The following is a 24,126-nucleotide window of genomic DNA, read 5'->3' as shown; positions in this document are numbered from 1 at the left end:
AGGTGCGGTATGGAATACCGGATCGAACGGGACACCATGGGCGAGGTCAAGGTACCGGCGGACCGCTACTGGGGTGCCCAGACCCAGCGCTCCCTCGAGCACTTCAAAATCGGCGCCTGGCGCTTCCGCATGCCCTTGGAGGTGATCCGGGCCTACGGCCTGCTGAAGAAAGCGGCAGCCAGAGCCAACCTCGAGTTGGGTGAGCTTCCGGAGGAGATCGCCCGGGCCATCATCCAGGCGGCGGAGGAGGTCATCGCCGGGAAGCTGGACGACCACTTCCCCCTGGTGGTCTTCCAGACGGGAAGCGGCACCCAGACCAACATGAACGTGAACGAGGTCATCGCCAACCGAGCCTCGGAGCTTCTGGGAAAGCCCCTGGGCTCCAAGTACGTTCACCCCAACGACCACGTGAACCGGGGTCAGAGCAGCAACGATACCTTCCCCACCGCCATGTACGTGGCCGTGGCTTTGGCCCTCCACCAAAGGCTTTACCCGGCGGCGGAGGCCCTCATCGCCACCTTCGAGGAAAAGGCCAAGGCCTTCGACGGCATCGTGAAGGTGGGGCGCACCCACCTGATGGACGCCGTACCCATCACCCTGGGGCAGGAGGTGGGAAGCTGGGCGGCCCAGCTTAAGAACACCCTGGCCATGGTCAAGGAGGCGGGAAAAGGGCTTTATAACTTGGCCATCGGCGGCACGGCGGTGGGCACGGGCCTGAACGCCCACCCCCGGTTCGGGGAACGGGTGGCCCATTACCTGGCCGAGGAAACCGGCCTGCCCTTTAAGGTGGCGGAGAACCGCTTCGCCGCTTTGGCCGCCCACGATGAGCTGGTGCAGGTGATGGGGTCCTTGCGCACCCTGGCCGGGGCCCTGATGAAAATCGGCAACGATATCCGCTGGCTGGCCTCCGGGCCCTATGGGGGCATCGGGGAGATCTTCATCCCCGCCAACGAGCCTGGGTCCTCCATCATGCCCGGCAAGGTGAACCCCACCCAGGTGGAGGCCCTCACCATGGTGGTGGTGCGGGTCTTTGGCAACGACCACGCCGTGGCCTTTGCCGGAAGCCAGGGGAACTTCCAGCTCAACGTCTTCAAGCCGGTGATGGTGGATGCCGCCCTCGAATCCATCAAGCTCCTGGCCGACGCCATGGAATCCTTCAACGAGCATCTGGCCAAGGGGATAGAGCCCAACCTAGAACGGATAGAGGAACACCTCCAGAAAAACCCCATGCTGGCCACCGCCTTGAACAAGGCCATCGGCTACGACAAGGCGGCGGAGATCGTGAAGAAAGCCATCAAGGAAAAGAAGACCTTGAAGCAAGCTGCCTTGGAGCTGGGCTACCTCACGGAGGAGGAGTTTGACCGCATCGTGGTTCCCGTGAAGCTGGCCAAACCCCATGAGGCTTGAGGCCATTTGTGAGAATGCCCACCCCCAAGCCGGGTGGGCACCCCTATAGTGAGGTTTGGGAGGTGAAGTATGCCGTATCCGTTTAAGCTACCGGAACTGGGTTACCCGTACGAGGCCCTCGAGCCCCACATCGACGCCAAGACCATGGAGATCCACCACCAGAAGCACCACGGGGCTTATGTGAACAACCTGAATGCCGCCTTAGAGAAGTACCCCTACCTGCACGGGGTGGAGGTGGAAGTGCTCCTGCGCCACCTGGCCGCCCTGCCCGCGGACATCCAGACCGCGGTGCGCAACAACGGGGGTGGGCACCTGAACCATAGCCTCTTTTGGGAGCTTCTAACCCCCGGGGGGGCTAAAGAGCCGGTGGGGGAACTCAAAAAGGCCATCGACGAGCAGTTTGGGGGCTTCGCTGCCCTGAAGGAAAAGCTCACCCAAGCGGCCATGGCCCGTTTCGGCTCCGGCTGGGCCTGGCTGGTCAAGGATCCCTTCGGCAAGCTCCACGTCATCTCCACCCCCAACCAGGACAACCCCATCATGGAGGGGTTCACCCCCATCGTGGGCATCGACGTGTGGGAGCACGCCTATTACCTCAAGTACCAAAACCGCCGGGCTGACTACCTCCAGGCCATCTGGAACGTGCTGAACTGGGACAAGGCGGAAGCCTTCTTCCGGCGGAAGGGCTAAGGGAAATATAGTCCCCCACCCGGACCCCCCGGGTGGGGGTTTGTCTTCTCCCCCGGTTCCGCCGTCCGCCCAGGGTTTCCTAGCAGGTGAGCGCCCTGGAAAAGCTCCCCTTCAAAGCCCACCTCGCTTTCGGCCAGGGGACACCCCAGGCGAACAAGGGATTATCCTTGGAGCCCCTCCGGGAAGGCTCCCCCAAGGATGGGGGCCAAGGTTCCCTCCAAAGCCCTCACCGCCAAGGGAATCCTCCACGCTCCCTTGTCCCGCACCCCTGCCGGATTGGAAATAGCCCGAACCTCCACCCCCGGGATGCCCAGGGCCAGGCACGCTCGGGCGAAGGCGGCTCCCTCCATGCTCTCCACCTGGGCCCCCCAGCGCGAGGCCAGGGCCTCCGCCTCCCCCGGGTTTTCCGAAACCCGGTCCCGGGTGAGCCCCACCACCACCCGGAGGCCCAACATCCGGGCCAAAGCCCGGGTAAGGCCCGGATCCAGGGGAAATCGGTTGTAGTAGGCCTTTCCTCCCACCTCCAAGGCGGGAAAGCCCAAGGGCTTAAGGCCCTCTTGGGTACCCAGGTCCGCCTCCACCTCCTCCCCCACCAGGACCACATCCCCAGGAAGGAGGCCCGAGCCCGGGTAGGCCCCGGCGATGCCGAAAAGCAAGGCCTTCTCCACAGAATCCTGGCTGGCCCAGGCGGCCAGGGTAAGGGCCGCGTTCACCTTGCCGATCCCGGTTTCCAGCCAGACGAAACCCTCTCCCCTAAGCCCCTTCCTCCCCAGGAAGGAGAAGGGTTCGCCCCGGAGGAAGGGGGCCTCGAGGACCGTGGGGGAGAGGAGAAGCCACATCACTCCACCACCTTAAACCCCAAGGCCTCCGCCCGCTCCACGAAGAACTGGATGTTCTCCGCCTTCACCTCGCCCCCCAGGCTCTTGCGATCAAAGGCTTCCTCCGCCGCCAGGATCATGGTCTCCGCCAGGCAGGCAGGCACCTGGTCGGGGGCACCGAAGTGAAGGTCTAAGGTGGCCTTTGCCCTCCCGGGAAGCCGCACCACACCCCCGGGGATGACCCTGACCCCAGGTACCTCTCTAACCGAGGGATGCACGTCGGGGGGCACGCCCTCGTCGTAGATCCAGGCTCCCGGCTTCACGTGCTCAGGGTAGATCACCGGGTTCGGATCGCTGGTGGCGGTGAAGACCAGGTCCGCCTCCCGGATGGCGGCCACCTCGGTGGTCACCTGGATCTCAGGCGCTTGCCCCTTTCGCTCCAGGTTTTTCCGAAGGCTTTCCGCCGACTTCTCCAGGCGCTCCCGGTCCCGGCCCACCAGGATAAGCCGCCCCACCAAGGGAGCGATCTGCCGGGCGATGCCGAAGGCCACCACCCCGTTCGCCCCTACCACCGCCGCCGTGGTGTTTCTCAGGTCCTTGCCGCTTTGGGCAAAGTGGGCCAGGATGCCGGGAATGGCCGCTTTGACGGTGCCCGCGGTGTAGGCCCCCCCGTTCGTCACCTCTATATCCGGCACCGCCTCCTGTACCCTCTTACCCTTCTCCCCCACCACGCTCCAAAAGGCCCCCAGGCCCACCACCGTGGCCCCAAGCTCCTTGGCAAGCCTGGCCCCTTGGATGGCCCGCCTTACCGCCAGCTCCGGCTTAGCCTTGATCTGGTGGGGCAGAAGGGGAGCGGAGATGAGGTGGCATAGGACCTCCCGGCCATCCGCCGTCCTCACTCCCCTTACCTCCCCCACCTTCATGGGGCGGAAAAGCTCCGCCAAACGTTCTATCCAGGCCTGCTTCAGAAGTCCCAGGCGCACCAGGGGCCGGGCCCAGCGGAAACGGGGGCTCTGCCAGAAATCCTCCACCGTGAGGGGATGGATGAGAAAGGCGCAAACCACCTGCCTTTGCGAGGGCAAGGGCAGGGGGCTACCCAGCCTGGGCTCGGTGCCTTCCAGGATACGGCCCAGGTTCTCCTTGTAGCGCCAAAGGGCCAGGAGAAAAAGCAGGCCCCCAAGGACCTTGGCTCCAAGGGGAAACCCACCGAAAAGAAGGACGCCAAAGAGGCCCAAGGGAAGCCCCAGGGCCCCCAAGGAGGCATAGCCCGTGAGGGCGTAAAGGGCAAGGCCCAAGGCCACGGGGACCATGCCCCAGGCTGGCTCCAGGGGTAACCCCGCCAGCACCCCCAAAAGAACCCCCGCCCCCTTGGCCCGAAGGGGCCAGGGATCCCGGAAGAAGAGGGGATAAAGGTGGCCCAGGTAGACCGCCACCCCCAGGGCCAAAAGCTCCTCCACGCCAAGCCCCAAGCCCCTCCCTAGGGCCAGGGGCAAGTACCCCTTGGCGAAGTCCAGGAGGAAGGCCAAAAGGGTAAGGCCCAGCCCCAGCCGCCTCAAGGCCGTTTCCAAACCCAGGGTATAGGGGCTTGCCGTGCGCAGGTCCACCCCCCGCCGCCTGGCCAGCCAGTACCCCAAGGGTAAGGCGCCCAGGGCATAGGAAAGGGGTAGGAGGACGGGCATCATCGCAGGTAGTTTAGCCCGGCCACCGCTCCACCCGTAAGGAGGAGAACGATAAGCCCGGCAGCCAGCACCCCCAGGGAGATGGCCAGGAGGGCGTAGCGCCTTTTTAGGCCCAAGACCACCGCCAGCACCGCCCCGCTCCAGGCCCCGGTGCCCGGCAAGGGCACGGCCACGAAAAGGAAAAGGCCCAGGGCCCCCAGGCGCTGCACCTGCTCCTCCCCCTTGAGGCGCACCCGGGCCTCGAGGGCTGCCCAGAGCTTGGCCAGAAAGGGAACCCGGGTCAAAAGCGCCACCGCCCAAGGCAGGAGGAAGAGGGCCACCGGGGCCACCAGCAGGTTACCCAAGAGGGCCAGCAGGAAAGCCTTCCCGGGGGAAAGCCCCAGGGCCAACCCCAGGGGAATGGCTCCCCTCAGCTCCACCACCGGTAGGGCGGCCACCAGGATCACGTAAAGTTCCGGAGGCATGGGCGCAATAGGAAACCCGCCGCCAGATCTGCACGGGACCCGGACGGCGGATCACGGAAAACAACACCTTAGGCGCGGGCCGCCTTGGCCTTCTCCACCAGCTCAGCAAAGACCTGGGGTTCCCGCACCGCTAAATCGGCCAGCACCTTGCGGTCCAGCTCCACCCCCGCCTTCTTCAAGCCGTGGATAAAGCTGGAGTAGTTTAGGCCGTGCTGGCGGCAGGCGGCATTGATGCGCACGATCCAGAGCCTGCGGAAATCCCGCTTCTTGCGCTTGCGGTGGGCGTAAGCATAGTTGCCCGCAGCGAAGAGGGTTTCCCGGGCCTTGCGGAAGCTCTTGGAGCGGAGGCCCCAATATCCCTTGGCCAGCTTGAGGATCTTCTTGTGCCTCCTGCGGCGAACGACACCCGTTTTGGCGCGCGGCATTCCCTACCTCCTCACTCGTAGGGCAGGAGGAGCTTTACACGCTCCGCCTCCGCCTGGGCCAGGGCGAACTTCCGCCCCTTCTGACGGATGGTCTTCCCGGACTTGTGCCAGTTGAGGTGCCGCTTTCCCGTCTTCATGGCCATCACCTTGCCCGAAGCGGTCACCTTTACCCGCTTCTTGGCGCCCTTGTGGGTCTTCATCTTCGGCATACCCTTCCTCCAAGCCCTGGGAAGCGCCCCAACCGGGGTCTTGCGGGCTCCCCAAAGCCCTCACACTATACCAAAGGGGGGCGAAAAGGTCTAGGCTTACGCCATTTAGCCCCCATGGGGCTGACCTAGGCTTGCGCCATCTTACCCCTTAGGGGGCCGACACCTTGGCTGGCGCCAGAAGCATGTTCATATCCCGGCCCAGCAGCTCGGGCTTCATCTCCACCACGGCCAGGCCCTTCAGGTCCTCGGCCACCCGCTCAAGAAGCTTCTCCCCCAGCTCAGGATGGGACATCTCCCGTCCCCGGAACATGATGGTGACCTTGACCTTGTGGCCTTCGGCCAGGAAGCGCTTGATATGGTTCAGCTTGGTCTGATAGTCGTGGTCGTCGATCTTGACCCGGAACTTGATGGACTTCACCTCGGTGCGCTTGGCCTTTTTGCGGGCCTCCTTCTCCGCCACCTGCTGCTCATAACGCCACTTGGAGTAGTCCATGATGCGGGCCACGGGAGGATCGGCGGTGGGACCCACCAGCACCAGGTCCAGGTCCTGCTCCTCCGCCAGGCGCAAGGCTTCCCGGGTGTCCATGATGCCCAGTTGTTGACCGTCCGGTCCAATCACCCGAACCTGCCGCACGCGGATGCGCTCGTTAACCAGGTACTCCTTTATCTACACCACCTCCTCGCCCGCGGGCTCTCCCTGCATGGCTTGCGGGCTAAGGGGAGTGTAGCAAGAAAACCCCAGCGCCTACAATGGGGGCATGGTCCAGGTGGAGAGAGGTCGGATCTATCGGGTTTTCCTCAACGACCCAGAGCGGAGAAACCCCCTTTCCCCCGAGATGGTGGAGGGGCTTTTGCAGGCCCTCGAGGAGGCGGAGAAGGACCCCGAGGCCCGGGTCCTGGTCCTTTCGGGCAGGGGAAGCGCCTTCAGTGCCGGAGCCGACCTGGCCTTTTTGGAGAAGGTGACGGAGCTCGGAGCCGAGGAGAACTACCGCCATTCCCTTTCCCTCATGCGCCTCTTCCACCGCCTCTACACCTTCCCCAAACCCACGGTGGCCGCGGTGAACGGGCCGGCAGTGGCGGGCGGGGCAGGTTTGGCCACCGCCTGCGACCTTTTGGTCATGGACCAGGAGGCCAAGCTGGGCTACACCGAGGTGAAGATCGGCTTTGTGGCCGCTTTGGTTTCCGTGATCCTGGTGCGGGCCGTGGGAGAAAAGGTGGCCAAGGACCTCCTCCTCACGGGCCGCCTGGTGGGGGCGGAGGAGGCCAAGGCGTTGGGCCTGGCCAACCGCATCGCCAGGCCCGGTAAAGCCCTGGAGGAAGCCCTGGCTCTTGCGGAGGAGTTGGCCAAGAACGCCCCCACCTCCTTGCGCCTCACCAAGGAGCTTCTCCTGGCCTTGCCGGGGATGGGCCTCGAGGACGGCTTCCGCCTGGCGGCCTTGGCCAACGCCTGGGTCCGGGAAACCGGGGACCTAAAGGAGGGCATCCGGGCCTTCTTCGAGAAACGGCCGCCTAGGTTTTGAAAAGCATAGCCTTGGGGCCTTAGGAAGGTTCTGAGCAGCTGGCAAGGGCTATACTCCCCTTATGGGCCTCGTTCCCCCTTGCTTCATCACCGAGATCGTGGAGAAGGACCTGCGGGAAGGAAGGTACCCGAAGCTCCTCACCCGCTTCCCTCCGGAACCCAACGGCTATTTGCACATTGGCCATGCCCGAAGCATCGTGCTGAACTTCGGCCTGGCCCTGGACTATGGAGGCGAGTGCAACCTGCGCTACGACGATACCAATCCAGAAACGGAAAAGGAGGAGTACGCCCGGGCCATAGAGGAGGACGTGCGCTGGCTGGGCTTCACCCCCGATAGGGTCCTCTACGCCTCCGACTACTTTGAAACCATGTACCAGTGCGCCCTCGAGCTCATCCGGGAGGGCAAGGCCTACGTGGACGACCTCTCGGAAGAGGAGATGAGCGAGCTCAGGGCCCAGGGAAAGCCAAGCCCCTACCGGAACCGGAGCGTGGAGGAAAACCTGGAACTCTTTGAAAGGATGCGCCGGGGGGAGTTCCCCACGGGAAGCCGGGTCCTAAGGGCCAAGATCGACCCTGCCCATCCCAACTTCAAGCTCCGGGACCCCGTGCTTTACCGTATCGTGCACGCCCCTCACTACCACGCGGGAAACCGCTGGGTTATCTATCCCCTTTACGACTACGCCCACCCCCTCGAGGACCTCATCGAAGGCGTCAGCCACTCCCTTTGCACCCTGGAGTTCGAGAACAACCGAGCCATCTACGACTGGGTGATCGAGAACCTGAAGGGGAAGTGCGGCCTTCCCCTTTCCCCTAGGCCCTACCAGTACGAGTTCGCCCGGCTGGACCTCACCCACACGGTGCTCTCCAAGCGGAAGCTCATCAAGCTGGTGGAGGGGGGCTTCGTCACGGGCTGGGACGACCCTAGGCTTCCCACCCTAAGGGCCCTAAGGCGGCGGGGGGTGCGCCCGGAGGCTATAAGGGAGTTTGTGCGGCGCACCGGCATCTCCCGAAACGAGGCCCGCATCGAGATCGAGCTCTTCGAGGAGGTGGTGCGGGACGATCTGAATCCCATCGCCCCCAGGGTCTTAGGGGTTTTGGAACCCCTAAAGGTGGTCCTCACCAACTACCAGGGGGAGGAGTGGCTCGAAGCCCCCTACTGGCCCAGGGACATCGGCAAGGAGGGGAAGAGACCCCTACCCTTCTCCCAGGAGATTTACATAGAGCGGTCCGATTTCAGCCTCAATCCCCCCAAGGGCTGGAAGCGCTTCGCCCCGGGGCAAAGGGTACGCCTGCGGCACGCCTACGTGATGGAGCTGGAAGACGTGGTGGAGGAAAACGGGGAGGTGAAGCTTCTGAAGGCCCGCATCGTTCCCGGCACCCTGGGGGCCAACCCTGAGGATGGCATCAAGCCCCAAGGGGTCATCCACTGGGTTTCCGCCCGGCACGCCCTGCCCGTGGAGTTCAGGCTTTACAACAGGCTATTCCTAACCGAGGACCCCGAGGAGGGTGGGGATTTCCTGAAGAACCTGAACCCAAAAGCCCTCGAGGTCAAGCAGGGCTTCATCGAACCCAGCGTGGCCCAGGATCCACCGGAGACCCGCTACCAGCTGGAGAGGCTGGGTTACTTCTGGCAGGACCCGGTAGACTCCCGCCCAGGGCGGCTGGTGATGAACCGTATCGTGCCCCTCAAGGAGGGCTACCGGCCTCAGTAGAGGGGACTAAAGCCCCACGCTAACCCCCACCGCCCCTCCCACGCCGAAGCCCGTGCTCGGAGCGAGGTAGAGGGTGGGGTGCACCTCCACGTACACCCCGAGAAGAGGCAGGGGCAGGTTGAGCCAGGTGCCCAAGACCGCCCGTAGGCCCCCATGGCCCCGGGCATCCTGGGGCAGGGTAAGGGCGGGCCCCGTGCCATAAAACCCCCCAAGGCCCAGGTAGAGATCGGTGAGGGGAAGCTTCAGAAGCAGGTCCACCCCACCTCCCATAGCCTCGAGGCCCACGCCTCCATACACCCGCCCATCCACCAGGGAAGGTACCAGGGGAAAGCGCAAACCCCCCTGCACTCCAAAGGGACTCCCCAGGTTCACCTCACCGCGCTGGGCCAAACCCAAGGCCAAAACCACCAAAAACGCTGCAATCCACCTACGCATGCCGAACCTCCTCCAAAAGCACCTCCACCCGGGCCATGCGAGCCCGGTGGGCCCCAGGTTCGTAATCCACCAGGACCCCATCCACCTTGAGCATCCTCAGGGCCCTGAGGAAGGCCTCCTTCAAGGCCCGGGTCTCTAGGGCGCTTACCCGCATCCCGAGCTCAGCATGACGGGCCAGGAAGCCCTGGGCCAAGGCCTCGGAGGTCCAGATACCGGAAAGCCTTTGCCCCAAGACCTCCAAAACCAGGTGTTCCCCAGGCTCTCCCTCCAGGATGTACCAGGGCCCCGAGAGGTCCATCCCCCGGCATAATACCCCTCGTGAGGCTGGATCGCTACCTGGTGGAAAGGGGCCTGGCGGAAAGCCGGGAGAAGGCCCAAAGGCTTATCCAATCCGGCCAGGTCAAGGTGGCCGGGCAGGTGGTGACCAAGCCCGCCCACAGGGTGCCGGAAGGAGCCCAGGTGGAGGTCCTCTCCCCGGAACGGTACGTGAGCCGGGGAGCCTACAAGCTCCTGGGTGCCCTCGAGGCCTTCTCCATAGAGGTGAAGGACAAGGTGGCCGCGGACATCGGGGCCAGCACCGGCGGGTTCACCCAGGTGCTCCTGGAAAGGGGTATCAAGCGGGTCTACGCGGTGGACGTGGGCAGGAATCAGCTCCACCCCCGCCTAAGGGAGGATTCCCGGGTGGTGAGCTTCGAGGAGCAGGACGCCAGGAGCCTCCTTCTTCCCGAGACCGTGGACCTGGTGGTGATGGACGTTTCCTTCATCTCCTCCACCCTGCTTCTGCCCAAGGTAAAGGAGCTCCTTAAGCCGGGAGGCGAGGCCCTCATCCTGGTGAAGCCCCAGTTCGAACTGGGCCCGGGAGCGCACAAGGGGGTGGTGCGGGACGAGGCCATGCGGCAAAAGGCCCTGGCCCGGGTGCGGGAGAAGGCCCGGGAGCTGGGCTTTCAGGTGCTGGGGGAAAGGGAAAGCCCCTTGCCAGGGAAGGAGGGAAACCGGGAGTTCTGGCTTAGGTTGCGCAAACCTCAGGAGTTCCCTTACCCTGACCCCACGGGAAGCGAATCCTGACCCTGGACCCAGGCCAAGTAAAGGGCTGCCGTCCAGGAAAACCCCCGCCCCCCCAAGCCCTCCCCCGTGAAGGGGTGGTAGTACTCGCGGAAACCCGATCCCTCCACCAAGGCCAGAAGGTCCTTCTTTAGACGGGCCGCCTCCTCGTGGAAACCCTGGCGAACCAGCCCCCAAGCCAAAAGCCAGTTGACCGGAGCCCAGACCGGGCCCCGCCAGTAGCGCCTGGCCTCAAAGTACAAGGCTGAGGGAAGGACGCTGGGGAAAAGGTACCTGGCTTCCCCTGCCCAGGACCGGAAGGTAGTGAGGAGACGCTCCGCTCGGGAACGGGGCAAAGGAAGCAAAAGGGGGAGAAAACCCGCCGAGGTGGCCCGGGGAATCCTCTTGCCGGAGAAAAGATCCAAGGAACGGTAAAGCCCGGCCTCCTCATCCCAAAGGGCCTCCAAGGCCGAAAGACCCCTCTGCCACCAGCCTCGAGGCTCCGAGGGATCCTCCCCCAAAAGCCCGGCCAGCTCCACCAGAGCCTCGTCGGCAAACAACAAGAGGGCGTTGAACCCTACATCCACCACCCGAAAAGGGCTTTCGCGGTAGCAAGAGGCTGGGTCGTAGTTTAGGCTCCGAAAGAGGGAAACCAGGTAAAGGTAACGTTCGTAATCCTCCAGCCGGGGGCGCTCCTCTGGGGGCACGTGCTTTGTGTCCCGCCGGGCCTCAGGGGGGACGGGGTAGCGGGGGACCCTCTTCAGGGGCAGGTCCCAAGCGGGGCTATTGTCCATCCCTGTTTCCCAAGGGTGAAGAACCGCCACCAGGCCCGTGCCCTCAGGATCCCGATAAAGGTGAAGAAAGCGGTGGAGGGCCAGAAGCCGGGGGTAAAGTTTCCGGGCCTGGGCCTTACCCTTCTCTCCAAACTTGCGAGCCAGGTGAAGGAGCACCGGAGCTAGAAAAGGAGGCTGGGTGATACCTGAGGTCTGGGGCTTCCGCCCGCTTCCCCAAATCTCAGGCCCTGGAAAGTAGCCAGCGTCCTCCCGGTGGAAGACGATGTGGGGGAGGAACCCGTTTTCCCACTGTCCCAGGAATAGGGTTTCCAGCTCAGCAAAGGCCCGATCCCCGTCCAGAACCGCCCAGCCCAGAGCCACAAAGCCACTATCCCAGAGCCACTGGAAAGGATAGAGACCCTGGGCGGGCACCGTGTACCCGCCCCGGTCGTTGGCCCGTAATATGCCCTCGGCCTCCTTAACCCGGTCAAGGGGCACGCTCCACCTCCGACCAGGCCCGGCCCGTCTGGGGATCAAAGAGGCGCACCCCTTCGGGGGAAGCCTTAAGCCACACCTCCTCGCCTGGCCTCAGGGGAAGGGAAGAAGGCACCGTGGCCTTCAGGGCTTGGCCAAAGGCCTCCAGGGTAACCAACTGGTGGGGACCCAGGGGTTCCACCACCAGTACCCGCCCGGGAAAAGCCCCCGGCACCTCCGCCCCATACACCTCCAGGTCCTCAGGCCTCACCCCTACCAGGACCTCACAGGAAAAGGACCTCCCCAGAAGGGTAGAAGCAGCCCCTGGCCCCAGGCGCAGGAAGTTCATAGGAGGATTTCCCAGAAAGCCCCCCACAAAGGTATCCCGAGGGTTCCGGTACACCTCGAGGGGGAGGTCGCACTGGACGATCTCCCCTTCCCGCATCACCGCGATGCGGTCCGCCATGCCCATGGCCTCCACCTGGTCATGGGTCACGTAGAGGGTGGTGATTCCCGCCTCCTTTAAAAGGCGCTTGAGCTCAGCCCTGAGCTCCAACCGCAAAAGGGCATCCAAGTTGGAAAGGGGCTCGTCCATCAGAAGCACCTCAGGCTCCACCGCCAAAGCCCTGGCCACCGCCACCCGTTGCCTCTGGCCTCCGGAAAGCTGGGCCGGGTACCGGGAAAGAAGCTCACCGATGCGCAGAAGCTCCGCCGCCCACCCCACCTTCTCCCGTACCACCCTTTCCGGCAGGCGGCGCATCCTAAGGCCAAAGGCGATGTTTTCAAAAACTGTGAGATGGGGGAAGACCGCATAGTTTTGGAAGACCATGGCCAGACCCCGGGCCCTCGGGGGGAGGTGGGTCACCTCCCTTTCCCCCAGGAAAACCCGGCCCCTATCCGGCCACTCCAACCCGGCCACGATGCGCAGGAGGGTGGTCTTGCCGCAACCAGAGGGCCCCAGGAGCACCAGGAACTCCCGGTCTTGGACCTCGAGGTCCACCCCCTTCAGCACCCGGGTGCGCCCGAAGCTTTTTTCCACTCCTTCCACCAGGACTCGAGCCACTCCCTACCTCCTAACGGCTAGCGATGCCAAACAGGGCAAACAGATAGCGTCTCATGGCAAAGATGAAGAGCAGGGCCGGAACCACCAGGATAAACCCCCCAGCAAAGCGGAAGGGTAAAGGGGAATCGTGAAGCAAGGTCAGCAGTAAGGCGGTCAAAGTCCTCTCCCTCAGCGTAAGTAGGGTGGCAGCGAAAACCTCGTTCCAGGAGATGATGAAGGCGAAGATCCCCGTGGCCGCAAGCCCGGGGAGGGCAAGGGGGAGAACCACCTTGAAAAAGGCCTGCACCTTGGTGCAACCCAGGGTCCAGGCAGCCTCCTCCAGCTCCCTGGGAACGGAAACGAAGAGGCTATAGGTGACCAGGACCGCAAAGGGCAGGGCCAAGGCGGTGTGCACCAAGGCCACCCCCAAAGGGGTGTCGTAAAGGCCCAAGCGGATGAAGCGCACCGCCAGGGGAATGGCCAGGATGGCCAAGGGAAAGGCCCGGGTCATGAGCACCAGGATCCGGAAGAGATCAGCCCCCCGAAAACGGTAGCGGGCCAAAGCGTAGCCCGCAGGGGCTCCCAAAAGGAGGGAGAACAGCATGGTGAGGGCCGCCACCAGCAAGCTGTTGCCCAGGGCCTTCCCCACCCCAGGCACCTCCAGGAAAGCCCTTAGGACCTCCAGGGAAAGGGGGGAGGGGTAAAGGGGTTTGGGGTAGGCGAAAACCGCCTGGCGCTCGGATAGGGCCAGGGAGGCCAGGAGGTAGATAGGGAACGCCACCCAAAGAACCAGAAGGAGGGCCAAGCTGTAGTAAACCAGGGCCACCCGCCTCATGCTCCCACCTCCGGCCGCACCCGGAGAAGGCGCAGATAGGCCAAAGTCGCCAGAACAGAGATGAGGAGAATAAGAACCGCGTAAGCCGCCGCCACCTGAGGGTTCTGGTAAGCGGTGTACCAGTAGTAGGCCTCTCCCGCCAGCACCGGAAGATTCCGCCCACCCAACGCCAGGACCACGGCAAAGACTTCAAAGGCCAAGATGGTCCTGAGGATAAGGGCAGCCTGGAGGCTGGGTTTGAGAAGAGGCAGGGTAACCCGCAAGAAGCGTCGCCAGGGTGTGGCGCCGAAGACCTCCGCCGCTTCCCCGTACTCCTTGGGTATAAGTTGCACCCCTGCGACCAGGATCACGAAGACCAGGGCCGTGGCCCGCCACAACTCGGCTACCACCACCGCCAGAAAGAGAAAAAGAGGGGTCTCGTAGCTAAGCCATAGTCTGGGCATCTCCAGAAGCCCAAAGGCCTGGAGGAAGGTGTTCAGGTAACCCCTCTCGGTGAAAATCGCCAGCCACACAATTCCCGCCGCCAGGTCGGAAATGCCCAAAGGAAGGGTCCAGAAGTAGAGGAAGAGGTCCCGTCCCCGTTTAAGCCCCTGCACCAGGAGGGCCATAACCAGGGCCAAAGCCACCTGGAGGGGAACGACGATTGCGGTGAGGAGAAGGGTATTCCTCAGAGCATCTTTAAAGTACAGGTCCCTGCCCATCCGTTGATAGGCTTGGAGGCCCCACCCCTCTCCCTCCCGCAAGGAGAGGAGAACCACCTCCACCAGGGGGGCCAGGAACAGGAAAAGCAGGAAGAGGGTAGCAGGAAGAACCAAGAGGTAAGGGGTGAGGGCCTCCCGCCGCATGGCCTACTCCACCGGGCAAGCCCCTCGGCTCGGGGGATCGGGAGCCCAGCAGGGAGCCCCGGTCTCCTGCATGATCCGCCGCAAGTTAGCCGCTTCCTGATCCAGAACCCGGCGGATGTCCTCGCCTCTAAGAACGATGCGGGCAAAGGTGTCCACGTAAACCTTATTGAACTCCCCGCCCTTGGCCCCTAGACCCACGGGAAGGAGACTTGGCAAGGCAGCGCTTCCACCCGCCTGGCGGGCAATGGCCTCCGCAGCCATACGGATGCCCTGGGGAAGGTCCGGGGGTAGGCGCACGTCCACCACGGGGAAGAAACCCACTTCCCGGAGGGTAGTCAACTGCACCGAAGGCCGGGTCAGGTACTCAATGAGCTCCAAAGCACCCGCCCGGTTAGGGGCTCCTTTGGGCACCGCCAGCCCTGCCAGGACCGGCATGAAGCCCCTTCCCCTGGGGCCGATGGGGGCAGGGAAGGCCACGAAGTCCTGGGGACGTTGCCTTAACGCATCCAGAAGCCTGGCGGTGTGATCCCAGGCCACCAGAACCTCCCCGGCCAAAAGAGGCTCCTGCATAAAGTCATAGGTGGTGGACTGGGGATTAACGTAGCGCCAGAGCTCCCGGAACTCCCGCCACATCGCCTCTGCCTCCTGACTCCGGTACCTCACCACCGCGCTCGCCGTGTAGGAGGGGTAGAGGTATCCCTGGAAGAAGCGGTGAATCAATCCCCTGGGGCCCGCCGGAAAGCCCAAAAGCCTCCTTCCCGTAGCCTGCTGCATATTGGCTGCCCATTCCTTAAGCTGGGAGTAGGTAAGGGCGTTCAGGTCCGCTCTGGGGGGCAAGTACCGGAGGGCCTCCCGGTGAGCTACCATGATGTAAGTGGCCTGCATCCAAGGGACGTAATAGGTATTCCCAGTGCCCAGCTTAGCCAAGCCCAGGAAGCTTTGGGGAAAGCGGCGATCAGCCAAGCGAGGCAAGAAATCGTCCAAGGGATCCAAGGCTCCTGCAGCTAGGAAGGGGGGGAAATCCCCGTGCAGTCCACCCAAAAGGCTCACACTAATCCGGCCTGCCCTGACCTCAGCTAGAACCCGGTCGGTGAAGGGACCCGTGTCCTCCGGGATAAACTCCACCCGACCCGGGAAGTCCTTAAGGATCACCTGGCGCATCTTCTGGGCCTCCTCCAGGGGTCTAAGCTGGGTGGAGAGGAAGACCACGCCTCCCTGGCCCCAGGCCAACCCCGCCAGAACCAACCCCAAAACCAGCCAGCGCATTCCAAACCTCCTCTCGCCAGGCCTTTCCCCGCCCGGCTCAGGGGTCACACAGGGGCCGGACCATCCGTGCCCCTCAGGACCAACTCCGGAACCCAGACCTCCCGGAGCTCCTCCACCGGCCTTCCCTCGAGACGGGCAAGGAGAAGCTCCACCAACCGGCGCCCTTCCTCCCTGAAGGGTTGCCGCAGGGTGGAAAGGGGCGGATCAGTATAAGAGCTGAAGGGAAGGTCATCGTAGCCGATGAGGGAAACCTGCTGACCCGGCCTTAGACCCCGCTTCTTGAGGGCATGCAGGACTCCCCAGGCCATGCGGTCGGTGGCGGCCAAAATGGCAGTGGGGGGCTCAGGGAGACTTAAAAGGGCCTCAGCAGCCATCAGACCCCCTTCCTCAGTGAGATCCCCCTGCTGCAGGTACTCCTCTGGGGGTTCTAGCCCCACCTCCCGCATGGCCCAAAGGTAACCCTCAAGCCGGTGCCGGGCGAAGTTGAGTTCGGGAGGAGCGCCGATAAAGGCAATTCGCCGGTGGCCCAGCTCCAGGAGGTGAACCGTGGCCCGGTAGAATCCTAGGGTACCGTCCATATCCAAAAAGGGAAAGGGTTTCGTCACCCCCTGGCTCCTGCCGTGGGCTACAAAGGGAAAATCTTTCTCCAAAAGGTAAAGGATCCTTTCATCCCGCACCCGGGTGCGGGCCACCACCAAAGCATCCACCCGTCGTTCCTCCACCAGGTGCCGGTAACAGTCCAGCTCCTCTGGACCCGGGGGGCAAGCGGTTACCAGAAGGTCTAACCCTATTTCCCCGAGGGCTTCCCCAATCCCTGTCAGGAGCTCCAGAAAAAAAGGATCAGCGAACTGCCCCTTGGGAGCTGGAATCACTATCCCCACCGCCTCCGTACGGCCCTTGCGCAAGCGACGGGCCAGGGGATGGGGGCGGTACCCTAGGGCCTCCGCCGTTTCGAGAACCCGCTTCCGGGTCTCGGGAGCCACGTCGCTGTAACCTGCAAGGGCCCGGGAAACTGTGGTCACGGAAAGGCCAAGATGGGCGGCAAGATCCTTAAGGCGCACCGGCATCCTCCAAAACGATTTGGATATCATCGTAAAGGCAAACCCCGGGGTTGTCAACCCCGGGGAAGGATACGAACAAGCTAAGCGCCTTTAAGCCACTCCTCCGCGATCTGCACAGCGTTTAAGGCAGCTCCCTTTAAGAGCTGGTCCCCCACCACGAAAAAGTCCAGGCCGTTGTCAAAGGCCAAGCTCTGACGGATCCTCCCCACCTCCACATTCCACTTGCCGCTGGCCGTGAGGGGCATGGGGTAGCGCTTGGCCTGGGGCTCGTCCACCACCTCCACCCCTGGGGCCTGGGCCAGCACCTCCCGGGCCGCCTCCGGGGAGACGGGCCTTTCGAACTCCACGCTTACCGCCTCGGCATGGGCCCTCAAGGTAGGCACCCGCACCGCGGTAGCGCTGATGCGGATGGAGCTATCCCCGAAAATCTTGTGGGTTTCCCACACCACCTTCATCTCCTCGCGGGTGTAGCCGTTTTCCTGGAAGGTATCTATATGGGGAATGACGTTGAAGGGCAAGGGGTGGGCGAAGACCTCGGCCACCGGCGTTTCCCCCTGCAGCTGGCGGCGGGTTTCCCTAAGAAGCTCCTCCATGCCCCTGGCCCCGGCCCCGCTGGCCGCCTGGTAGGTGGCCACGATGACCCGCTTCGCCCGAAACGCCCGGTGCAGGGGCCAAAGGGCCATGGCCAGGATGGCCGTGGTGCAGTTGGGGTTGGCAATGATGCCCTGGTGCTGGAAGATCCTCTCCCGGTTCACCTCCGGCACCACCAGGGGCACATGGGGCTCGTAGCGCCAGGCGCTGGAGTTGTCGATCACCAAGGCTCCCCCTTGGGCCCAAACGGGGGCCAGGGCCTTGGAAAGGGACCCCCCGGCGCTGGCCAGCACCAGGTCCACGGGCAAAGGACCCTCGGGAAGGGGCTCCACCGGAATGGCCTCCCCCCGGAAAGCCACGGTCTTGCCCGCAGAGCGGGGGGAAGCGTACAGCCTAAGCTCACTCAAGGGAAAGTTCCGGGCCTCGAGGACCTTCACCATCTCCTGTCCCACGGCCCCCGTGGCCCCTACCACGGCTACCCTCACCTTCTCCCCTCCTTCCTGGTTACCGACAAGCCCACCATGCTTTCGCCTCCCAGACCTTCTTCACCTACTACCACCTGAGCTTCTCCCGCAAAAACCCCTCCAGCTCGTCCACGTGAAGTCGGATCTGCTCCATGGTGTCCCGGTCCCGCACGGTGACCGTGTCCTTGAGCCGGCTGGTCCCATCCTTGCTCTGCCCGATGGTGTCGTAGTCCACGGTGATGGCGAAGGGGGTGCCCACCTCGTCGTGGCGGCGGTAGGCTTTGCCGATGTTGCCGGTGTCCTCGTAGAGGATCCGGCCCAAGCCCAGGGCCTGGAGCCTGGCCTTCAAGCGCTTGGCGTACTCGGTGATCTCCGGGCGGTTCTTGACCAGGGGAATGACCGCCACCTTGATGGGGGCGAGCTGGGGCTTAAGCTTTAAGACGATGCGCTCCTCCCCATTCGGAAGCTCCTCCCGGGTGAAGGCCTCCGACAAGAGGGCCAGGACCCCCCGATCCACCCCGGCCGAGGGCTCGATCACGTAGGGAACAAACCACTTGCCGGTATCGGGATCGCGGTAAGCCAGGCGGGCGGTGGAGTGCTCGTTTCTAAGCACCCGGGCGGTGATGCCAAGCTCTTCCTGGTCCTTGGTGTGGCTCCCCAGGTCAAAGTCCGTGCGGTTGGCGATGCCCTCCAGCTCCTCGAGGCCATGGGGGAAGCGGTAAAGGATGTCCACCGTGGCCTTGGCGTAGTGGGCCAATTCCTCGGGGGGCTGCTCGTAGGGCACCAGGTTATCCCGGCTTAGCCCCATCTCCTGCCACCACCGAAGCCTCTCCTCCACCCAGTAGCGGTGCCAGTACTCGTCCTCCCCCGGGCGGACGAAGTACTCGATCTCCATCTGCTCGAACTCCCGCACCCGGAAGATGAAGTTCCTGGGAGTGATCTCGTTGCGGAAAGCCTTGCCGATCTGGGCAATGCCGAAGGGAAGCTTCCGGCTCGTGCTGTCCAGGACGTTCTTGAAGTTCACGAAGATGCCCTGGGCGGTCTCCGGACGCAAGTAGGCCAGGGAAGCTTCGTCCTCCACCGGGCCCACGTAGGTCTTGAACATCATGTTGAAGTAACGGGGTGGGGTCCAGTCCCCAGGCTCCGCGGTGGCGGGATCCAGCACCCCAGCTGCGGTCATAGCCCCCCCAGCCCTTTCCGGGGCCTGCATCATGGCCTGGACCAGGGCATGAAGGTTACCCTCCTCCACCTCCATGGCCCGGTAGAGCCTCCGGAGCACCTCCTCCGGCTGCTCCTTAAGGAGATGGTCCAGGCGGTAGCGCTTCTTGGAGATGCGGTTATCCACCATGGGGTCAGCGAAGGTGGCCTCGTGGCCGGAATAGTGCAGGACCAAGCGGTGGGTGAGGATGCTGGCATCCAGGCCCTCCATGTCGTCCCGCTCGTAGACGTTCCTTCGCCACCAGGCCTGCTTCAAGTTGTTCTTGAGCTCCACCCCCAAAGGACCGTAGTCGTAGGTCCCCTGGAGGCCCCCGTAGATCTCGGACCCCTGAAAGATAAACCCCCTGCGTTTGCAAAGCGCCACCAGTTCGTCAAGGCTACTCGCCGGCATCGTCCCTCCCGAAAGGGGGCTTGGCCCCCGGTTAAAGGGCATCTTACCGGATGCTGGGCCCTTTTGCTCCCGCCAGGCCAAGGTTCCCGACAAGGACCTCCCCTGGGGCCAAGGTAACCCCAGGCGCAAACCCCCGGTGCGGACTCCTTTAGGCTAGAATGTGGGTAGAGGGGAGCATGAACAGGTACGACGATCGCGCCAGGCTGGTTTTCCACTACGCAAGGGAGGAGGGGAGCCGCTTAGGCCACTCCATGATCGGCCCAGAGCACCTCCTCCTGGGCCTGATGCGCGAGGGGGGTACAGCGGCCCGCATCCTTCAAGAATATGGGGCAAGCCTCGAGGCCATGCGCCGCATGGTGGAGGAGTTGGTGGGCCGCGGCGAAGGTAGCCGCACCGGAGAGCCCCCTGCCATTACGCCCAGGGCCAGGCGGGTCATGGAGCTGGCCAGCGCCGAGGCCCGCAACATGGGGGCCTCTGTGATCGGCACCGAGCATATCCTCCTAGGGATCATCCGCGAGGGAGACGGGATCGCCTATCGCATCCTCTCCCACTTCGCCAAAGATGTGGACGCCATTCGCTGGCGCATCCTCTCCATGGCTGAAGGCCGGGAACGGGAAAAGCCGGTGAACACCCCCTTCCTGGATGAGTACGGGCGCGACCTCACCAAGGAAGCCCGGGAGGGCAAGCTGGATCCCGTGATCGGCCGGCAGGAGGAGATCAACCGGGTAATCCAGATCCTGGCTCGGCGCACCAAGAACAACCCCGTCCTCATCGGGGACCCCGGGGTGGGCAAGACCGCCATCGTGGAAGGCCTGGCCCAGGCCATCGTGGAAGGCCGGGTGCCCCCCATCCTCAAGGGTGCCCGGGTGGTGGCCCTGGATTTGGCGGGGATCGTAGCCGGCACCAAGTACCGGGGGGAGTTCGAGGAGCGCCTCCGCCAGATCATTGAGGAGCTTAAAAATGCCAGGGTCATCGCCTTCATCGACGAGCTTCACACCCTAATCGGGGCCGGGGGGGCCGAGGGTACCCTGGACGCCGCCAACATCCTGAAGCCCGCCCTGGCTCGGGGGGAGATCCAGGTGATCGGAGCCACCACCACCGGGGAGTACCACCGCTACATCGAAAAGGATGCCGCCCTAGAGCGGCGCTTCCAGCCGGTGATCGTCCTGGAGCCCTCCCCAGAGGAAACCCTGGAGATCCTAAAAGGCCTCCGACCCCGCTACGAGGCCCACCACGGGGTCATCATCCCCGACGAGATCCTGGAGCTTGCGGTCAAGATCGGGATCCGTTCCCTCCCGGGGCGCAACTTCCCCGATAAGGCCATCGACCTTATCGACGAGGCGGCAAGCCGGGTTCGCCTGAACGCCTCCCTGGGCCTGCCCGTGGCCGAGGAGGAGGACGGGACCCCCGTGGTAACCCGGGAGGACATCGAGGCGGTGGTGGACTCCTGGGGTGGGATCTACGTGGACGACAAGGACGACGAGAAGCTCATGCGCCTCGAGGAGGAGCTTAGAAAGCGGGTGGTGGGCCAGGAAGAGGCCATCCGGGCCCTGGCCAACGCCCTAAGGCGGGCCCGGGTGGGTTTGGGAGGCCGGACCCGGGTGGCAGCGAGCTTCCTCTTCGTGGGCCAAAGCGGGGTGGGCAAGACCCAGCTGGCCAAGGCTTTAGCCGAGGTGCTCTTCGGCTCCGAGCGGGCTCTCATCCGCTTTGACATGTCCGAGTTCCAGGAGCCCCACTCCATCTCCAAGCTGATCGGGGCTCCCCCAGGCTACGTGGGCTACGAGCAGGGGGGCCGGCTCACGGAGGCGGTGCGCCGCCAGCCCTTCAGCGTGGTGCTCCTGGATGAGATTGAGAAGGCCCACCCCGATGTGTACAACACCTTCCTGCAGGTGCTGGACGAGGGCCGTCTCACGGACGGTATGGGGCGCACCGTGGACTTCCGCCGGGTCATCCTCATCATGACCTCCAACACCGGCTACAACGTGGGCCCCGCCATCGGCTTCACCAGCAAAGAGGTGGACACGGAAACCCCCCTCAAGTCCCTCTTCACCCCCGAGTTCCTGGACCGCCTGGACGAGGTGATTCGCTTCCGCCCCCTCACCGAGGAGGAGCTGGTGCAGGTAGCCCGGATGATGCTGGAGGACATCCAAAAGGAGCTGCAATCCCGGGACATCACCGTGCGCTTCGCCCCCGAGGTGGCCCGGTTCGTGGTGGATCAGGCCCCCAAGACAGGCAGCGCCAGGGCCGTCCGGAGCGTCATCCGGGAACGCATAGAAGATCCCCTTTCCTTGCTCCTCCTGAAGAAGCCCACCGGCCACCTCTACGTGAACGTGGAGGATGGGCACCTGGCCTTCCACGAGGTGGAGGGCGAGGAGCTTTTGGTCTAGATGCCCTTAGGAATACCAAGGCCCTGCCTCCTCCCCTTGAGGGGGCCGCTTTTTCTTGGGTCCCTCGAGGCTTGAACCCATGGCCAAGACCTCCTACACCTGCGTGGAATGCGGTTACCGCACCCCTAAGCCCCTGGGGAGGTGCCCGGCCTGCGGCTCCTGGGAGAGCTTCCAAGAGGTAACCCCCTCCCCCCGTGCTCCATCCCGCCAAGCCCACCTGGAAGCCCCCTCGCCGATTCCCCTTTCCCAGGTGAACGAGCTCGAGGAGAAGCGCTTCTCCTCGGGCCTTTCCGAGGTGGACCGGGTCTTGGGCGGAGGGTTCGTGCCGGGAGAAGTGGTCCTCCTGGGGGGAGAACCCGGGGTGGGCAAGAGCACCCTTCTTCTGGAGCTCGCCAAGCACCTCACCCGGAAGGTCTACTACCTGGCCGGAGAGGAATCCCCGGCCCAGATCAAGCTAAGGGCGAGGAGGCTTGGGGTAAAGGACCTCCTTCTCCTAAAGGAAACCCGCCTGGAACCCCTCATTTCCCTCCTGGAGCGGGATCCTCCTGAGGTGCTTTTTGTGGATTCCATACAGACGATTGAGGCGGTGGGAAGCCCGGGCAGCCTGGTGGCGGTGCGGGAGGCCACCCATGCCTTCGTGCGCCTGGCCAAAGAGGAGGGCATCACCATCCTTTTGGTGGGCCACGTGACCAAGGAGGGGGTGGTGGCCGGGCCCAAGAGCATAGAGCATGCGGTGGACGCCACCCTTTACCTGGAAAGCGCCGGGGTCTACCGGGTCTTGCGGAGCGCCAAAAACCGCTTCGGCCCCGTGGGGGAGCTCGGGGTCTTCCGCATGGAGGAAGAGGGCCTGGTGGAGGTGGAAAATCCCTCGGAGGCCTTCCTCCTGGAAAGGCCCATCGGGGTTCCGGGAAGCGCCATCGCCCTGGCCCTGGCGGGAGAAAGAGCCCTGGCCCTCGAGGTCCAAGCCCTGGCCGCCAAAACCCCCTTCCCCGCCCCCAGGCGGGTGGTCCAGGGCCTGGACGCCAAGCGGGTGGACATGGTCCTGGCGGTCCTGGAAAGGCGGCTTGGCCTTCCCTTAGGTAACCTGGACATCTACGTGAACCTGGCAGGAGGGCTTAAGGTGCAGGACCCGGGCCTGGATCTGGCGGTGGCGCTGGCGGTGTATTCTGCGGTGGTGGGCAAGGCCCTGCCCCCGGACCTGGCGGCGGTGGGGGAGGTGGGGCTTCTGGGTGAGGTGAGAAGCGTCGTGGGACTGGAAAGGCGGCTTAGGGAAGGGAAGCGGGCGGGGTTTTCCCGCTTTCTGCACCCGGGGAACACCCGCTCCTTGGGGAAAGCGGTGGAGCAGTACCTGGGATGAGCCCTCGCCTCCTTCTCCATCTGATCTTCGCCTTCCTGGGCTACCAGCTGGCGGCGGCCCTGGAGGGCCTGGGCCTTCTTCCCCACTCGGCTGGCCTTCTTTCCCTCAACCGCCTCTATCTGACCCTGGCGGGCTTCCTGGCAGGGGTTCTCCTGGCTCCCAGACTGGAAGGCTTCTGGGAAAAACGGCTCGGGCGCCTCAGGGAGCTTCCCCCGGAAGTGCCGGTGGCCCTGACCCTGGGAGCCACCCTGGGGCTTCTTTTTACCGTGCTCCTCACCAGCCTCCTTTCCCAGATCCCGGGGTTTTCCCCTTACCACAGCCTCCTTTTGGCCCTATTCCTGGTGGGGCTCTTCAGCTACCTGGCCCTGGGGTACAAGGACTACCTGCGCCTTCCCCAAAAACCCCCCCGTCCCCTTGGAGGCAAGGTGTTGGACACCAGCGTCCTGGTGGACGGGCGCGTGGCCGAGGTGGCGGCTACGGGCTTCCTGGAAGGCCCCCTTTTCGTCCCCCACTTCGTGCTCAAAGAACTCCAGCACTTCGCCGATAGCCCCGATCCCCTGAAGCGGGCCAAGGGGAGGCGGGGGCTGGAAACCCTGGAAAGGCTTAAGGAGGTAGCCCGCCTCGAGGTGCTGGAGGACATCCCCAAGGGGGAGAGCGTGGACGAGAAGCTCCTCTTTCTGGCCCGGGACCTAGGAGCCGCCCTGGTCAGCAACGACCTGGCCCTTTTACAGATGGCCAGGATCTACGGGGTAAAGGCCCTTTCCGTCCAGGCCCTGGCCCAGGCCCTCCGGCCTCAACTCAAGGTGGGGGACACCCTGAAGCTTCTCATCCTCAAGGAAGGCAAGGAGCCCCACCAGGGGGTGGGCTACCTGGAGGATGGCTCCATGGTGGTGGTGGATGGGGGAATCCGCTACCGGGGCCAGGAGGTGGAGGTGGTCATCACCCAAGCCATCCAGACCCAGGTGGGCCGCCTCTTTTTCGCCCAGCCTGCCGCCGAAGCGCAAAGCTAATGCCCGAAGGCCTAGA

Annotated in this window: 24 protein-coding genes; 8 read left to right on the top strand and 16 right to left on the bottom strand. The window is 64.1% G+C overall.

Annotation, left to right across the window (positions count from 1 at the left end; all coding sequences use genetic code 11):
• Nucleotides 1-9: 9 nt before the first annotated feature.
• Nucleotides 10-1,407 (top strand): class II fumarate hydratase, encoded by a 1,398-nt coding sequence (gene fumC / locus G584_RS0102270; RefSeq protein ID WP_028493152.1) that lies wholly within the window; start codon nt 10-12, stop codon nt 1,405-1,407.
• A gap of 69 nt (nt 1,408-1,476) precedes the next feature.
• Nucleotides 1,477-2,094, top strand: coding sequence for a superoxide dismutase (locus G584_RS0102265; RefSeq protein ID WP_028493151.1), 618 nt, complete (start codon nt 1,477-1,479; stop codon nt 2,092-2,094).
• Between the two features lie 161 nt (nt 2,095-2,255).
• Here the strand turns inward: G584_RS0102265 and mqnB are convergent, their stop codons facing one another.
• The 6 genes from mqnB to infC all read right to left on the bottom strand — a co-directional run bounded on the left by mqnB (nt 2,256) and on the right by infC (nt 6,356).
• Nucleotides 2,256-2,933 carry a futalosine hydrolase gene (gene mqnB, locus G584_RS0102260; protein WP_028493150.1) on the bottom strand — a complete coding sequence of 226 codons (678 nt, stop codon included), beginning with the start codon at nt 2,931-2,933 and terminating at the stop codon, nt 2,256-2,258.
• Nucleotides 2,933-4,594 (bottom strand): glycerol-3-phosphate acyltransferase, encoded by a 1,662-nt coding sequence (locus G584_RS0102255; RefSeq protein ID WP_028493149.1) that lies wholly within the window; start codon nt 4,592-4,594, stop codon nt 2,933-2,935. The genes mqnB and G584_RS0102255 overlap by 1 nt, the downstream gene beginning before the upstream one ends.
• Entirely contained in the window at nt 4,591-5,055 is a 465-nt protein-coding gene (locus G584_RS0102250; RefSeq protein ID WP_028493148.1) for a COG2426 family protein, read from the bottom strand. Before G584_RS0102250 ends, G584_RS0102255 begins: the two co-directional genes overlap by 4 nt.
• 68 nt (nt 5,056-5,123) lie before the next feature.
• Nucleotides 5,124-5,480 (bottom strand): 50S ribosomal protein L20, encoded by a 357-nt coding sequence (gene rplT, locus G584_RS0102245; RefSeq protein WP_028493147.1) that lies wholly within the window; start codon nt 5,478-5,480, stop codon nt 5,124-5,126.
• A gap of 11 nt (nt 5,481-5,491) precedes the next feature.
• Entirely contained in the window at nt 5,492-5,689 is a 198-nt protein-coding gene (gene rpmI / locus G584_RS0102240; RefSeq protein WP_028493146.1) for a 50S ribosomal protein L35, read from the bottom strand.
• A 148-nt stretch (nt 5,690-5,837) separates the two neighbouring features.
• Nucleotides 5,838-6,356 carry a translation initiation factor IF-3 gene (gene infC / locus G584_RS0102235; protein ID WP_028493145.1) on the bottom strand — a complete coding sequence of 173 codons (519 nt, stop codon included), beginning with the start codon at nt 6,354-6,356 and terminating at the stop codon, nt 5,838-5,840.
• A gap of 91 nt (nt 6,357-6,447) precedes the next feature.
• On the opposite strand from infC, the gene G584_RS0102230 reads away from it, so the two are divergent.
• Both G584_RS0102230 and G584_RS0102225 read left to right on the top strand, forming a co-directional pair.
• Nucleotides 6,448-7,209, top strand: coding sequence for an enoyl-CoA hydratase/isomerase family protein (locus tag G584_RS0102230; protein ID WP_028493144.1), 762 nt, complete (start codon nt 6,448-6,450; stop codon nt 7,207-7,209).
• A 61-nt stretch (nt 7,210-7,270) separates the two neighbouring features.
• Nucleotides 7,271-8,920 carry a glutamine--tRNA ligase/YqeY domain fusion protein gene (locus G584_RS0102225; protein ID WP_028493143.1) on the top strand — a complete coding sequence of 550 codons (1,650 nt, stop codon included), beginning with the start codon at nt 7,271-7,273 and terminating at the stop codon, nt 8,918-8,920.
• Nucleotides 8,921-8,926: 6 nt separating this feature from the next.
• Here G584_RS0102225 and G584_RS0102220 read toward each other — a convergent pair whose 3' ends face one another.
• Nucleotides 8,927-9,355, bottom strand: coding sequence for a hypothetical protein (locus G584_RS0102220; RefSeq protein WP_028493142.1), 429 nt, complete (start codon nt 9,353-9,355; stop codon nt 8,927-8,929).
• The gene (locus G584_RS0102215; protein ID WP_028493141.1) at nt 9,348-9,653 is read right to left on the bottom strand and encodes a DUF3234 domain-containing protein; all 306 of its coding nucleotides are present in this window, start codon (nt 9,651-9,653) and stop codon (nt 9,348-9,350) included. The genes G584_RS0102220 and G584_RS0102215 overlap by 8 nt, the downstream gene beginning before the upstream one ends.
• Before the next feature lie 20 nt (nt 9,654-9,673).
• Between G584_RS0102215 and G584_RS11865 the strand changes: the two genes are divergently transcribed.
• Complete coding sequence (locus G584_RS11865) at nt 9,674-10,420, top strand: TlyA family RNA methyltransferase (RefSeq protein ID WP_051209136.1); 747 nt, start codon at nt 9,674-9,676, stop codon at nt 10,418-10,420.
• On the opposite strand, the gene G584_RS0102205 is transcribed toward G584_RS11865, so the two are convergent.
• The 8 genes from G584_RS0102205 to G584_RS0102170 form a co-directional block, all read right to left on the bottom strand.
• Nucleotides 10,390-11,667 carry an MGH1-like glycoside hydrolase domain-containing protein gene (locus tag G584_RS0102205; protein WP_028493140.1) on the bottom strand — a complete coding sequence of 426 codons (1,278 nt, stop codon included), beginning with the start codon at nt 11,665-11,667 and terminating at the stop codon, nt 10,390-10,392. The two genes, G584_RS11865 and G584_RS0102205, sit on opposite strands and share 31 nt — an antisense overlap.
• On the bottom strand, nt 11,657-12,706 hold the full coding sequence (locus G584_RS0102200; RefSeq protein WP_028493139.1) for an ABC transporter ATP-binding protein: 1,050 nt from the start codon (nt 12,704-12,706) through the stop codon (nt 11,657-11,659). The genes G584_RS0102205 and G584_RS0102200 overlap by 11 nt, the downstream gene beginning before the upstream one ends.
• Nucleotides 12,707-12,716: 10 nt before the next feature.
• Nucleotides 12,717-13,520 carry a carbohydrate ABC transporter permease gene (locus tag G584_RS0102195; RefSeq protein ID WP_028493138.1) on the bottom strand — a complete coding sequence of 268 codons (804 nt, stop codon included), beginning with the start codon at nt 13,518-13,520 and terminating at the stop codon, nt 12,717-12,719.
• On the bottom strand, nt 13,517-14,365 hold the full coding sequence (locus G584_RS0102190; protein WP_028493137.1) for a carbohydrate ABC transporter permease: 849 nt from the start codon (nt 14,363-14,365) through the stop codon (nt 13,517-13,519). The genes G584_RS0102195 and G584_RS0102190 overlap by 4 nt, the downstream gene beginning before the upstream one ends.
• Before the next feature lie 3 nt (nt 14,366-14,368).
• Nucleotides 14,369-15,631, bottom strand: coding sequence for an ABC transporter substrate-binding protein (locus G584_RS0102185; RefSeq protein WP_028493136.1), 1,263 nt, complete (start codon nt 15,629-15,631; stop codon nt 14,369-14,371).
• A gap of 44 nt (nt 15,632-15,675) precedes the next feature.
• Nucleotides 15,676-16,698, bottom strand: a complete 1,023-nt coding sequence (locus tag G584_RS0102180) for a LacI family DNA-binding transcriptional regulator (RefSeq protein WP_038050646.1) — start codon at nt 16,696-16,698, stop codon at nt 15,676-15,678.
• Between the two features lie 74 nt (nt 16,699-16,772).
• On the bottom strand, nt 16,773-17,768 hold the full coding sequence (locus G584_RS0102175; RefSeq protein ID WP_028493134.1) for an aspartate-semialdehyde dehydrogenase: 996 nt from the start codon (nt 17,766-17,768) through the stop codon (nt 16,773-16,775).
• A 67-nt stretch (nt 17,769-17,835) separates the two neighbouring features.
• A complete protein-coding gene (locus G584_RS0102170; RefSeq protein ID WP_028493133.1) occupies nt 17,836-19,356 on the bottom strand; it encodes a glycine--tRNA ligase in 1,521 nt (506 codons plus the stop codon).
• Between the two features lie 176 nt (nt 19,357-19,532).
• On the opposite strand from G584_RS0102170, the gene G584_RS0102165 reads away from it, so the two are divergent.
• The 3 genes from G584_RS0102165 to G584_RS0102150 all read left to right on the top strand — a co-directional run bounded on the left by G584_RS0102165 (nt 19,533) and on the right by G584_RS0102150 (nt 24,110).
• A complete protein-coding gene (locus tag G584_RS0102165) occupies nt 19,533-21,743 on the top strand; it encodes an ATP-dependent Clp protease ATP-binding subunit (RefSeq protein ID WP_028493132.1) in 2,211 nt (736 codons plus the stop codon).
• A gap of 79 nt (nt 21,744-21,822) precedes the next feature.
• On the top strand, nt 21,823-23,100 hold the full coding sequence (radA, locus tag G584_RS0102155; RefSeq protein WP_028493131.1) for a DNA repair protein RadA: 1,278 nt from the start codon (nt 21,823-21,825) through the stop codon (nt 23,098-23,100).
• On the top strand, nt 23,097-24,110 hold the full coding sequence (locus tag G584_RS0102150; RefSeq protein WP_028493130.1) for a PIN/TRAM domain-containing protein: 1,014 nt from the start codon (nt 23,097-23,099) through the stop codon (nt 24,108-24,110). The genes radA and G584_RS0102150 overlap by 4 nt, the downstream gene beginning before the upstream one ends.
• Nucleotides 24,111-24,126 lie beyond the last annotated feature (16 nt).

The organism is Thermus antranikianii DSM 12462, from assembly GCF_000423905.1.
GTDB classification, from domain to species: Bacteria; Deinococcota; Deinococci; order Deinococcales; family Thermaceae; genus Thermus; species Thermus antranikianii.
This window is presented reverse-complemented; position numbering and strand designations above follow the sequence as displayed.